Raw genomic sequence first — 12,624 nt, forward strand, 5'->3', positions numbered from 1 at the left:
CCGTTCAGCCGAAGAGGGTGGGGAGGGTGGACTCGTGAACCTGACGGAGCTCGGCGAGGGTGATCGAGAAGTGGTCTTGAACCTCGACCGAGTCGCTGCCCTGGTCGACGACGCCGATGCGGGTCCATGGCATCTGGCGGGCGTTGAGCATGCCGCAGAAGCGGGATTCCTCTGTGCGGGGGACGGCGACGAGGACGCGGCCGGCGGATTCGGAGAACAGCCAGACGAACGGGTCGGCGCCCTCGGGCAGCAGGACGCGGGCACCGGTCTCACCGGCCAGCGCCGACTCTACGACGGCCTGGATCAGACCGCCCTCGGACAGGTCGTGGGCGGCCGAGATGAGGCCGTCGCGCGAACCGGCGACGAGGATCTGCGAGAGGAGCCGTTCACGTTCGAGGTCGACCTGCGGCGGGACGCCGCCGAGGTGATCGTGGGCGACCTGCGCCCAGATCGACCCGTCGAATTCGTCGTGGGTGTCGCCGAGCAGGATCAGCGTTTCGCCCGGTTCGGTGCCGAAGCCGGTGGGGGTGCGGCGGCGGACGTCGTCGATCACGCCCAGCACGCCGATGACGGGTGTCGGGAGGATCGGAGTGGATCCGGTCTGGTTGTAGAAGCTGACGTTGCCGCCGGTCACCGGGATGCCTAGCTGTGCGCAGCCGTCAGCGAGGCCGCGGACGGCCTGCTGGAACTGCCACATCACCGCTGGGTCCTCGGGGGAACCGAAGTTGAGGCAGTTGGTGACGGCCTTCGGGGTGGCGCCGGTGACCGACACATTGCGGTAGGCCTCGGCGAGCGCGAGCTGCGCGCCGCGGTACGGGTCGAGGTAGGTGTAGCGGCCCGACGCGTCGGTGGCCAGGGCGATACCGAGGCCGGTTTCCTCGTCGATGCGCACCACGCCGGAGTCGGCGTGTTCGGCGAGCACGGTGTTGCCGCGCACGTACCGGTCGTACTGCTCGGTGATGAATTTGCGGCTGCACAGCGCGGGCGAGGCCAGCATCGTCAGCAGCGTTTCGCGCAGCTCATCGGAGGTGGACGGCCGTGCCAGACCGGCGCTCGACGACGCGATCACCTCGTCCTGCCAGTCGGGCCGGGCGACGGGACGCTCGTAGACGGGACCGTCGTGCGCGACTGTGCGCGGCGGCACGTCGACGACGGTCTCTCCGTGCCAGGTGATGACCAGATGGTCGCCGTCGGTGACCTCACCGATGTCGGTCGCCAGCACGTCCCACTTGCGGCACACCGCCATGAACGCGTCGACATTGTCAGGTGTCACGACCGCGCACATGCGTTCCTGGGATTCGCTGGAGAGCACCTCCGCCGGGGTCATCCCGGTGGCGCGCATCGGCACCTTCTCGAGGTCGATGTGCATGCCACCGTCACCGGCGGCAGCGAGTTCTGAAGTGGCGCACGACAATCCGGCGCCACCGAGATCCTGAATGCCCACGACGAGACCGGCGTGGTACAGCTCCAGGCAGCATTCGATGAGCACCTTCTCGGTGAACGGATCGCCCACCTGAACACTCGGCAGTTTCTTGCGGTTCGGCCCGTCCTCCTCGCTGTCGTCGAAGGTCTCCGACGCCAGCACCGACACACCACCGATGCCGTCGAGGCCGGTGCGCGCACCGAACAGGATGATCTTGTTGCCCGCACCCGAGGCGAACGCCAGGTGCAGATCCTCCACCCGCAGCACGCCCGCGCACAGCGCGTTGACCAGCGGATTACCCGCATACGAGGCGTCGAACACCGTCTCGCCACCCACATTGGGCAGGCCGAGGGAGTTGCCGTAACCGCCCACACCGCGCACCACACCGTCGACAACGCGCCGGGTGTCGGGGGCATCGGCGGCACCGAACCGCAGCTGGTCCATGACCGCGATCGGCCGCGCGCCCATCGCCATGATGTCGCGGACGATGCCACCCACGCCGGTGGCCGCACCCTGGTACGGCTCGACGTAGCTCGGATGGTTGTGCGACTCGACCTTGAAGGTGACCGCCCAACCGTCGCCGATGTCGACGACGCCGGCGTTCTCGCCGATACCGGCGAGCATCGAGGCCCGCATCTCGTCGGTGGTGGTCTCCCCGAAGTAGCGCAGGTGCACCTTGGACGACTTGTAGCTGCAGTGCTCGGACCACATCACCGAATACATGGCCAGTTCGGCGTCGGTGGGGCGGCGCCCGAGGATCTCCTTGATCCGGTCGTACTCGTCGTCCTTGAGGCCTAGCTCGCGGAACGGCTGCGGATGGTCGGGGGTCTGGGCAGCGGCTGAGACGGTATCCACCTGTGCACTCACCCGCGTCAGTCTAGTGGGTGCCGCGGGGTGGGGCTTCCCACGCACCCTGTGGATAAGCCACTGGTGGTTTCGGGCGATTCGCCCGTAGGGTGTGACGGGGCCGCGAAGGGGTGCGCGGCCGTCCGGGAAGCAGACTGGGGGACTCATGACGCAGGCCGCGCACAGGGCTCGGCAACTGTTCGATCTCGGTGTTCTGTCGCTCGGTATTCCCGTCGACGGCCAGGACCCGGTGAACGACCGTGCGCAGGCCGCACGCGCATTCACCCGGGCCAGCCAGTGGGATCCGGCGATGGCCGACGCCTGGCTGGGCCGGATGGCGTGCGGCGAGAGCACCGACGAGGTGATAGCCGCCCTCTACTTGCACCGGGACGCCATCGGCCGTGAGCAGCGCAGACTGCGGCTCCCCCAGCGCATCCTGGCCGGGCGCTGGGACACCACCATCGGCATCGACTATCCGCTCGCCGATGCCCTCGAAGCCACCGCCGCATATGCGGCGACTCTCGTCCGGGGCAGCGATCCGGCCGGTGCCGACGACGTGTTGTCACAGGTAGCGGACAATATCCCGATCATCGACCTGGTCCGCGGGGTGCTGCAGTTCGCCACCGGCCGGTGGAATCACGTACTGACAACGCTGTCACCAGCAGCGGCGTGGCCCGATCCGGTGCTGGGCTGCGCAGCACAATTCATGACCGGCACCGCGTGCGTGCAACTCGGCATGTTCGACGAGGGGATGCGGCAGCTGTCCGATGTGCTCTCCGGACCCGTTCCGGCCCTGGCCACCCAGGCCCTGTTCACCACCGGGATGGCGTTGCGTGAACAGGGCCAGGAAACCGAGGCGCTGAGCCGGTTTCAGCAGGTCTACGCCCGCGACCCGGGCTTCGGCCCGGCCACCGACGCGCTGCGGTCACCCGCGTACCGGCTCGTGATCACCAGTGCCACCGACATCGATGCCCGTATCGACCCGTGGACCCCCGACCCCCCCGCCCCGACGGAAGCCGGCGGCGAGCCCGCGGCGAGCCACGCCGGAACCGACGACGACCTGGTGGATCGGGCCCAGCGCCGGCTCGACACGCAGATCGGGCTCGACGAGGTGAAACTGCAAGTGGCCAAGCTGCGTTCTGCGGCGACGATGGCACGGTTGCGTTCTGATCGCGGCCTGTCGACGGCGGCACGCAGCCTGCATCTGGCGTTCACCGGCCCACCCGGCACCGGCAAGACCACCGTCGCCCGCATCGTCGCCGCCATGTACTGCGGGCTGGGATTCATCAAGTCCGACAAGGTCGTCGAGGTCGGCCGCGGCGATCTGGTCGGCCAGCATCTGGGCAGCACCGCCATCAAGACCTCCGAGGTGATCGACTCCGCACTCGACGGGGTGCTGTTCATCGACGAGGCATACACGCTTATCCAGGAAGGACTTTCCGGTGGCGACGCGTTCGGCCGGGAGGCCGTCGACACGCTACTGGCGCGGATGGAAAACGACCGCGACCGGCTGGTGGTGATCATCGCCGGTTACGACGACGAAATCGACCGCTTTCTCGGCGCCAATGACGGTCTGGCATCACGGTTTTCGCGGCGCATCCGGTTTGCTTCGTACTCCCCCACCGAATTGGCCGACATCGGTTCGCACATCGCCGCCGGCCGCGATTCAGCCCTCACCACCGACGCCCTGGTGGAACTCGAACGGGCCTGTGCCGCGCTGTGTTCCGAGATTCGCCCGACCGCTTCAGGATTGCGCCGCGGCATCGACATCGTCGGCAACGGCCGGTTCATCCGCAACGTCATCGAAACCGCCGAGGAAGAACGCGAATTCCGGCTCTCCGACCGCGACGATCTCGGCACCCTTACCCACGAGGATCTCATGTGCATCGACGCCGCCGACATCCGCGCGGCGCTGGCGCAACTCACCGGACAAAGCCGAACACCCGAATTCAGTTACGAATAGCGGGAAGTCACCCCGACGATAGCGTCGGTCAACTCGGGCCGACAGATGATCAGGTCCGGCAGGTAGGTGTCGTCGTTGTTGTAGACCAGCTGCGAACCGTCGATGCGGCCGCACCACAGGCCCTGTGCCTGCGCCACCGCGACCGGCGCCGCCGAATCCCATTCGTACTGCCCGCCTGCATGTACATACGCCGCGGCCTCGCCGCGCACGACGGCCATGGCTTTGGCCCCGGCCGACCCCAGCGGCGCGACCACACCACCGACGGCCTCGGCGACCACGTCCGAGAAGGCGGGCGGACGGGACCCGCTCACCACCACGCGCAGCCGGTCATCGGCGGGAGGCGGAAGCAGACCGGCGACAGGCTCGATAGGTGCGTCGTCATCGACATAGGTGATGCCGAGCGCGGGCAGGGCCACCGCCCCGGCGATCAACCGGCCCGCCGACCACAACGCCACATGCACGGCCCAGTCCGAATGACCCGGCGTCCGGTACTCGCGGGTCCCGTCGAGCGGGTCGACGATCCACACCCGCGACGCCGTGAGCCTGCGCTTGTCGTCGGTGGATTCCTCGGACAGCACGAGATCACCGGGGCGGTCGGCGGCCAGCCGCGACAGCAGCAGGTCATTGGCGCGCAGGTCGCCCGCGTCCCCGAGTTCCTTGCCCGACAGCCCACTGTCCGAGCGCACTTGCAGCAACAACTGTCCGGCTGCGGTGGCCAGCTCGCCCGCCAGCGCCCGATCGTCAAGACGTTCCGATGACACCGATTCTCCTTCAGCGGTTGCGGCCCAGACCCAGCCGGTCGAGCACGGACTCGGCGACCTCGGTCGGTGTTCCGTCGGCCGGGGTGACGACGATGTTCGCGTGCTGGGGCGCCTCGTACGGCGAGTCTATTCCGGTGAAATGCGGAATCTCCCCGCGCCGCGCACGCGCGTACAGCCCCTTGGGGTCCCGTCGCTCGCACTCGGTGATCGGTGTGTCGAGAAAGATCTCGTGAAACGGCAGGCCACGTTCGGCGTGAATCTCGCGTGCGCGTTGTCGTTCGGAGGCGAACGGGCTGATCAGCCCCACAATCGCGATAGCGCCGGAGTCGGCGAACAACGCCGCGACCTCGCTGGTGCGGCGGATGTTCTCGCGGCGATCGTCGTCGGAGAAACCCAGATCGGAGTTCAAACCATGGCGGAGATTATCGCCGTCCATCAGGTACGCGGGCGCTCCCGCGGCGACGAGGCACCGCTCCAGCTCGATGGCCAGCGACGACTTGCCCGACCCGGACAGCCCGGTCAGCCACAGCGTCGCGCCCTGATGCGGTCGTTGCGAACGAGAGACCTTGCTCGACTGCCAGACGATATTGCCGCCCGAGCCGGTCATGCGGGAATCCTTCCGCCGGTCCGTCGCTTCACCCCATGACTGTGACACAGCGACACCGCCGGGGCGAAGCCGAAGCAGCCCGATCTACCAACCAAGCACTTGCTAGGTTACGCTCGGGGGCATGAGTGAAAGCGTCATTCCCCCAGCGCTGGGTCGCGACGATCTCGGCCCGGACACCACTCCCGTCGCGTACGAGACGGGCGGACCCGACGGCGCGGTCGCCTATGTGACGCTGAACCGGCCCGAGTACCGCAACGCCCAGAACTCGGTGATGACGTACTCGTTGGACGCCGCGTTCGGCAAGGCCGTGGACGACGCGTCGGTGAAGGTCATCGTGCTGCGGGCCAACGGCAAGCATTTCTCGGCCGGCCACGACATCGGCACCCCCGAACGCGACTTCGACACCTTCTACGACAACGTGGCCACGCTGCATTGGGATCACACCGATAAGCAAGGTGCCGATCAGCGGCTGGCACGGGAGATCGAGGTGTACATGGGGATGTGCCGGCGCTGGCGCGACATCCCCAAACCGGTGATCGCGCAGGTGCATGGCGCATGCATCGCGGGCGGGCTGATGCTGGCCTGGATCTGTGACTTCATCGTCGCCTCCGACGACGCGTTCTTCTCCGATCCGGTGGCACGCATGGGCATTCCGGGGGTCGAATACTTCGCCCACGCCTTCGTCCTCGGCCCGCGCCGCGCCAAGGAGATCCTGATGACCGGCGACCGGTTCACCGCCGCACAGGCCGCTGACTGGGGCATGGTCAATCATGTTGTGCCGCGCGACGATCTGGCCGGCAAGGTCGATGAGCTCGCCGCCAAGATGGTGGCGATGCCGATGCAGGGACTGTTCCTGTCCAAGAAGGCCGTCAACATCTGCGAGGACAATATGGGTCTGCGCAATTCGATGGATTCGGTGTTCGGCTGGCATCACTACGCCCACGCCGCCAATTCCGAGGCCTCGGGCGGGGATTCACTCGGCGGTATGGATGCCAAGTCCATGAAGGCTTCGGCTACAGCGGCTTCGGCAACCACGGCTTCGGGGAACTGAGATGGATCTGCTTTTCGATTCCGCCGCGGACGAATTTCGCGCCGAGGTCCGCGCCTGGCTGACCAAACACGCGCCCCGCACCGCACTGCCGTCGATGGACACCGCCGCAGGCTTTGAGGCGCACCGCGAGTGGGAGGCGACGATGGCCGCCGACCGTATGTCGGTGGTGAGCTGGCCGGAAGAATACGGCGGCCGGAACGCTCCCCTGCTGCACTGGGTGATCTTCGAGGAGGAGTATTTCCGGTCGGGCGCCCCGGGCCGGGTCAGCCAGAACGGTATCTTCCTGCTCGCCCCAACGCTTTTCGAACACGCGTCGAAGGCTCAGCTGGACCGGATCATGCCGCGGATGGCCCGCGCCGACGACATCTGGGGCCAGGCGTGGAGTGAGCCCGAGTCGGGCAGCGACCTGGCATCGCTCCGTTCAACGGCCACCCGCACCGAGGGCGGCTGGCTGCTCAACGGCCAGAAGACGTGGAGTTCGCGGTCGAGCTTCGCAGACTGGGCGTTCGGACTATTCCGCTCCGACAGGGACGCCCAGCGACACAAGGGCATCACCTACTTCATGTTCGATCTGCGCAGTCCCGGCGTCACCGTGCGCCCGATCGCCCAGCTCGACGGCGAGCCCGGTTTCGCGGAGTTGTTCCTGGAGAACGTGTTCGTGCCCGACGATCCGGCGAACCCGGCCGAGTCCGGGGTGATCGGTGAGGTCAACAACGGCTGGCGCGTCGCGATGAGCACCGCCGCCAACGAACGTGGCCTGTCACTGCGGGCCCCGGGCCGCTTCCTGGCTACCACCGACCGGTTGGTGGATCTGTGGAAACGTAACCGCACCGAGGTTCCGGCCGCGGCCGATGTCGATCGTCGCGTCGCCGACGCCTGGATCGGCTCCCGCGCCTACGAACTGTCGACCTATCAGACCGTCAGCAGGCTCGCCGCGGGCGGACAACTCGGCATGGAATCGTCGATCAACAAGGTGTTCTGGTCGCAGTGGGACATCGCCGCCCAGGAGACCGCACTCGACCTGCAGGGCACCGACGCCGAGATCGCCGACGAATGGACCGACGGTTACTTGTTCTCGCTGTCTGGGCCGATCTACGCCGGTACCAATGAGATTCAGCGCAATGTGATCGCCGAACGACTCCTCGGCCTGCCCCGCGGCGACCGGTAAAGGACCATCCCCATGGATTTTCTGCTCTCCGACATTCATTCGGATCTGGCCTCGACCGTCGACGCCATCCTCACCAAGGCCGACATGCCCACGGTCATCCGCGCCTACGCGGCCGGTGATCCGGCATCGGCCACCCCGGTGCTGAGTCAGCTTGCCGAGGCAGGCATCTGCGGTCTCGTCATCGACGAGGAACACGGCGGATCGGGGGCCGGGGTCACCGAACTGGTGGTGGCGATGGAACAACTCGGACGTCACGGTATGCCCGGACCGATCGTCGAAAGCCTGGCGGTGGCACCGAAGCTCCTCGGCGATTGCGGCCTGCACCAGCGGCTCGCCCCGCTCGCCGAAGGGACACCGGTCTCGTGCGCGATCGAGCACTGGCAGCCGAACGCCGCCGACGCGCCGAACGCGGCACAGGTGTATCTGCTTGCCTCCGGGACACTTTCGGTGGCCCGGATCGCCTCGACCGCGGCGTCGGTGGATCCGGCACGGACCGTCTCGACGGTCGCCGTGGACACCGTCCTCGTCGAGGACGTCAACCTCCCGGACGCGGCGGTCTCGGCTGCGGACCTCGGGGCACTGGCCACGGCCGCCTACCTGCTCGGCCTCGGGCAGACCATGCTGACGCTGGCCGCCGAATACGCGCAGTCACGCAAACAGTTCGGCCGCGCCATCGGATCATTCCAGGCGGTCAAACATCATCTGGCCGATGTGGCGATCGCCCTGGAGATGGCGCGGCCCCTCGTGCACGCCGCCGCGCTCGGCGCCGACGGCCTCGTACCGGTGGGCACGAACGTCCTCGCCGATATCTCCGCGGCGAAGGTCGCCACCGCCGACGCCGCCTACCTCGCGTCCCGGCAGGCGCTGCAGGTGCTCGGCGCCATCGGCTACACCGCCGAACACGACCTGTCGCTGTACCTGACCAAGACGCGGGCACTCGTCGGCGCCTGGGGCACCCCCGCCCAGCACCGGCAGCGAATCCTCGACTCCCTCTGATAGTTCCGCAAGGCAGGAAGGCGCCATGAACACCACGATCGACGACCGGTCGGCCGCTCGTACCCGCTCCGGGACGCTGGGCGAGGCGGCATCGGCCGACGACCGTGAAGCGCTCCGCGATTCCGTCGCCGACCTGCTGCGACGGCGCGGTGGAATGGATTCCGTACGCAAGGCCTCCACCCTTCCCGGCCGCACCGACGAGCCACTCTGGTCGACGTTGTGCACGGAGATCGGTGTCGCCGCACTCCTCATCCCGGAGAGGTTCGACGGTGCCGGGGCGAGCCTCGCCGAAACGGCCGTCGTCCTGGAGGAACTGGGTGGGTCGCTGTCACCGGTACCGGCGTTCTCGACGGCCCTGGCGACCGTGGCGCTCCTGCTGGCCCGCGACGACGCCGTGGCCGCGCAGATCTTGCCCGGCATCGCCTCGGGTGGGAGAACCGCAACGGTGTGCTGGGCGGGAGCCGCCGGATGGAACTCCCCGGGGGTCATCGCCGAGGGTGGCCTGCTGTCGGGCACCGCCCACTATGTGGTCGACGGTGAATCCGCCGACCTGTTCGTCGTACTCGCCGACGGACCCGGCCACGAACCGACACTGCACGTAGTGGCCGCCGACGCCGACGGCGTTCAGGTGCAGGCCCTGCCGACTGTGGACCCGACCCGCCCTCTGGCTACGGTCAGCTTCTCCGAGGCACCCGCCCAGGGTGTCGCTTCGGCAGCGGACCTCCCTTCACGGCTGCAAGCATGCGCATGGGCTCTGCTCGCGTGCGAGCAGGTCGGCGGCGCGCAGGCCGCTCTCGACCTGAGCGTCGAGTACGCCAAGGTGCGCAAGCAGTTCGGCCGCGCCATCGGCTCGTTCCAGGCCCTCAAGCACCGGATGGCCGACATGTACGTCCTGGTGGAATCCGCACGATCGGTCGCCCGAGCCGCGATAGAGGCCCTCGTCGACGATGCGCCGGACGCCGAGACACTCGCCGCGTCCGCGCACGTCTACTGCTCGGAGGCGTTCAGTTCGGTCACCGGCGACGCCATCCAGATCCACGGCGGCATCGGTATCACCTGGGAGCACGACATCCACCTGTATTTCAAACGCGCACAAGGTAGTTCGCAGCTCTTCGGGCAGCCACACGAGGCACTGCGCCGACTACTGCCCTGACTGACGCGTCAGCTCGCCAATTCGCCCCAGCAGTACACCTTGCCACCGGACACCGCGCAGGTGGTGTCCTCACCCGCACCGATCGCGCGTAGCCCCGACAGGTCGGTGACGCGGACCGCGGTGGTGCGGTCTTCGGTGGTGCCGTCGCCGAGCTGGCCGAATCCGTTGTAGCCCCAGCAGTAGCCGGTCCCATCGGAGACGGCGCAGGCCTGTCCGACACCTGCCGACACCGACGTCGCCGAGCCGATGTCGCCGACCTGAGTCGGTGTACCGCGGTTCTCGGTGGTGCCGTCGCCGAGCTGACCCGATTCGTTCAGACCCCAGCAATAGGCTGTGCCGCCGTCGATGGCGCAGACGGCGTTGTAGCCGACGTCGATCGCGCTGACATCGGTCAGTCCGGCGACCTGGACGATCGTGGCACGCTCGTCGGTTGAGCCGTCTCCGAGCTGACCTGCCTCATTCAGCCCCCAGCACTGTGCGGTCTTATCCGCTACGGCGCAGGTGGTCCCGTGCGACGTCGAGATCGCGGTGACACGTGACAGTCCGGGCACCCTGGTCGGTGCACTGCGGTTGTCCGTCGTACCGTCGCCGACCTGTCCGGAGTCATTGCGCCCCCAACAATGGGCGGCACCGCCGGCGACCGCGCAGGTGGTCTCCGAGTGTGTGGCAATCGCCGTCACGCCGGACAATCCGGGCACCCGGACGGGGGTTAAGCTGTCGTCGGCCGACCCGTTGCCCAGTTGCCCGGACGAGTTGCTGCCCCAGCAGTAGACGGCGCCGTCGCTGATCGCGCAGGTGGTGCCCGCATCGGTCGACACCGCGGTGACACCCGTCAGATCCCCTGCCTGAACGGGTGTTTCGCGATCCTCCGTGGTGCCGTCGCCGAGTTGCCCGGCGGCGTTCTCGCCCCAGCAGAACACTTTTGCGTCTGCGACGGCGCACGCACCTCGGGTGCCCGCCACCACCGACGTCGCGTCGCTGACACCGGGCACGCTCGTCCGCGACGTCGGGCCGGCGGAGGGGTGCGGGCCGGCGCGGCGCGGGCGGGGGGCGCGACCCCCCCCCCCGGGACCGCCAGTACCGCTGCGAGGGCCATCCGCATCGCTGCCTCCTCGAACCGTCCGTCGCGGGATTGCCGTTATACGTCCACGGAAGTAAGGTTCTCAACCAGAGTGAGGGACGTTTCCGTCGATCCCGCCCGCGCGGCGGCGCCGTCCGGCACGGACGCGGACACGATTCCGGCTGCGGTCGCGGCGAGCGTCGTGGCGCGCCCCGCGATCGAGGCGGTCGTCGAGGGGGAGACCGGGCTGCTCGTGCCCGCCGGGGACGCAGCGGCGCTCGCCGCCGCCGTCGGGCGGATCGCGGGCGACGGCGGGCTGCGCGCCGCCATGGGCGCGGCCGGGCACGGGCGGGCGCTGGCGGCGTTCACGGCGGCGGAGATGGCGCGCGCGGTCGAGGCGACCTACGTCGAGCTGCTGGGGAGGCACGCGTGAGCTCGCGCGCCGCGACGATCGCGCTCTGCTACCACCGCGTCGGGCGGCTCGACCATGACCCGTTCGGCATGGCGGTCACGCCGGAACACTTCGCCGAGCAGCTCGAGGTGATGCGCGCCCATCGTCCGCTCGCCCTGGCCGACCTCGTCGCGGAGATCCGCGCCGGCGACGTGCGCCCCGGCGGGATCGCGGTGACCTTCGACGACGGCTACCGCGACAGCCTCGCGTCGGCGGCGCCCGCGCTCGAGCGGGCGGGCGGCCCGGCGACGGTGTTCGTCACGACCGGGTTCACGGGCACCCGTGACGCGGTCTGGTGGGAGGAGCTCGACGACCTGGTCCTCACCGGGCCGCCGCCGTCGCCCGTCGTGACGCTCCAGGGGCGCGGCGAGACGCGCACGTTCCGCTTCGACGGGCCCGGGGGCCCGAGCGGAGCCGGCATCGAGATCTGGGCCTGGATCCGCACGTGGCCGCTCGAAGAGATCCAGGCCGTGCTCGCGGAGCTGCGCGCGTGGCGCGGGCGCGGGCCGCTGCAGCGCGACGACACGCTGCGGGTCATGGACGTGGACGAGCTGCGCCGGCTGCGCGGGCTCGGGCTGATCGACGTGGGCGCGCACACGCGCACGCATCCCGTGCTCGCCGTCCAGTCACCGGAGGTGCAGCGCGCGGAGATCACGGGGAGCCTCCGCGACCTCGAGGACCAGCTCGACCACCCGGTGCGCGGCTTCGCCTACCCGTTCGGCAAGCCCGGCGTGGAGTACACGTCGCAGACCGCCGCGATCGTGCGCGAGGCCGGGTTCGGCTGGGCCTGCGCGATCCATCCGCGGTCCGTGACCCGGCGCACGCGCGTCCACGAGATTCCGCGGCACGTCCCGCCCGACATCGGCGGCGCCGACTTCGAGCGCTGGCTGCGCGCGCGGCAGCACCCGCCCGGCGCCGCGCGCAGGTCCGCCGCGGCCGCGGTGCGCCGGGTCCGGGGCGCCGTCGCCGCGCGGCTTCCCGCCGGGCGCGCCTGACCTCAGCGCGCGGGCGCGCGCAGTGTGTAGCTCGTCCTGGTCGTCACCGGCGACCGGCCGGCCGGCGTGACGGTGACGGTCGCGATCGTCTTCAGCGTGCGGCGCGCCGCGAGGAGGCGCCGCGTCGAGGGCCCCAGCCGGATCGCAACG

At 69.1% G+C, this 12,624-nt stretch carries 11 protein-coding genes; 7 read left to right on the top strand and 4 right to left on the bottom strand.

The annotated features are described in order from the left end of the window. Positions 1 to 4: 4 nt before the first annotated feature. Positions 5 to 2,290, bottom strand: a complete 2,286-nt coding sequence (purL, locus tag Q0627_RS10915) for a phosphoribosylformylglycinamidine synthase subunit PurL (protein WP_298809748.1) — start codon at positions 2,288 to 2,290, stop codon at positions 5 to 7. A 145-nt stretch (positions 2,291 to 2,435) separates the two neighbouring features. On the opposite strand from purL, the gene eccA reads away from it, so the two are divergent. Next, the gene (gene eccA, locus Q0627_RS10920; protein WP_298809751.1) at positions 2,436 to 4,232 is read left to right on the top strand and encodes a type VII secretion AAA-ATPase EccA; all 1,797 of its coding nucleotides are present in this window, start codon (positions 2,436 to 2,438) and stop codon (positions 4,230 to 4,232) included. Here the strand turns inward: eccA and Q0627_RS10925 are convergent. Both Q0627_RS10925 and cysC read right to left on the bottom strand, forming a co-directional pair. Then, complete coding sequence (locus Q0627_RS10925; protein WP_291016997.1) at positions 4,223 to 4,993, bottom strand: 3'(2'),5'-bisphosphate nucleotidase CysQ; 771 nt, start codon at positions 4,991 to 4,993, stop codon at positions 4,223 to 4,225. The two genes, eccA and Q0627_RS10925, sit on opposite strands and share 10 nt — an antisense overlap. Positions 4,994 to 5,003: 10 nt before the next feature. Next, complete coding sequence (gene cysC, locus Q0627_RS10930; protein ID WP_298809755.1) at positions 5,004 to 5,600, bottom strand: adenylyl-sulfate kinase; 597 nt, start codon at positions 5,598 to 5,600, stop codon at positions 5,004 to 5,006. A gap of 121 nt (positions 5,601 to 5,721) precedes the next feature. Between cysC and Q0627_RS10935 the strand changes: the two genes are divergently transcribed. Genes Q0627_RS10935 through Q0627_RS10950 form a run of 4 tightly spaced genes read left to right on the top strand, consistent with a single transcriptional unit; the run spans position 5,722 to position 9,968 of the window. Continuing rightward, the gene (locus Q0627_RS10935; RefSeq protein WP_291017018.1) at positions 5,722 to 6,651 is read left to right on the top strand and encodes an enoyl-CoA hydratase; all 930 of its coding nucleotides are present in this window, start codon (positions 5,722 to 5,724) and stop codon (positions 6,649 to 6,651) included. 1 nt (position 6,652) lies between these two features. Beyond that, positions 6,653 to 7,819 carry an acyl-CoA dehydrogenase family protein gene (locus tag Q0627_RS10940; RefSeq protein WP_298809759.1) on the top strand — a complete coding sequence of 389 codons (1,167 nt, stop codon included), beginning with the start codon at positions 6,653 to 6,655 and terminating at the stop codon, positions 7,817 to 7,819. Positions 7,820 to 7,831: 12 nt separating this feature from the next. Next, positions 7,832 to 8,815, top strand: a complete 984-nt coding sequence (locus Q0627_RS10945) for an acyl-CoA dehydrogenase family protein (RefSeq protein WP_291016809.1) — start codon at positions 7,832 to 7,834, stop codon at positions 8,813 to 8,815. 25 nt (positions 8,816 to 8,840) lie between these two features. Then, positions 8,841 to 9,968 (top strand): acyl-CoA dehydrogenase family protein, encoded by a 1,128-nt coding sequence (locus tag Q0627_RS10950; protein ID WP_298809762.1) that lies wholly within the window; start codon positions 8,841 to 8,843, stop codon positions 9,966 to 9,968. Between the two features lie 8 nt (positions 9,969 to 9,976). On the opposite strand, the gene Q0627_RS10955 is transcribed toward Q0627_RS10950, so the two are convergent. Continuing rightward, complete coding sequence (locus tag Q0627_RS10955; protein ID WP_298809765.1) at positions 9,977 to 10,960, bottom strand: hypothetical protein; 984 nt, start codon at positions 10,958 to 10,960, stop codon at positions 9,977 to 9,979. A 180-nt stretch (positions 10,961 to 11,140) separates the two neighbouring features. On the opposite strand from Q0627_RS10955, the gene Q0627_RS10960 reads away from it, so the two are divergent. Together Q0627_RS10960 and Q0627_RS10965 are read left to right on the top strand one after the other, a co-directional pair. Further along, complete coding sequence (locus tag Q0627_RS10960) at positions 11,141 to 11,461, top strand: hypothetical protein (RefSeq protein WP_298809770.1); 321 nt, start codon at positions 11,141 to 11,143, stop codon at positions 11,459 to 11,461. After that, complete coding sequence (locus Q0627_RS10965) at positions 11,458 to 12,474, top strand: polysaccharide deacetylase family protein (protein WP_298809773.1); 1,017 nt, start codon at positions 11,458 to 11,460, stop codon at positions 12,472 to 12,474. Before Q0627_RS10960 ends, Q0627_RS10965 begins: the two co-directional genes overlap by 4 nt. The last annotated feature ends 150 nt before the right edge of the window (positions 12,475 to 12,624 follow it).

This window comes from uncultured Gordonia sp., assembly GCF_937858515.1.
Taxonomy (GTDB): domain Bacteria; phylum Actinomycetota; class Actinomycetes; order Mycobacteriales; family Mycobacteriaceae; genus Gordonia.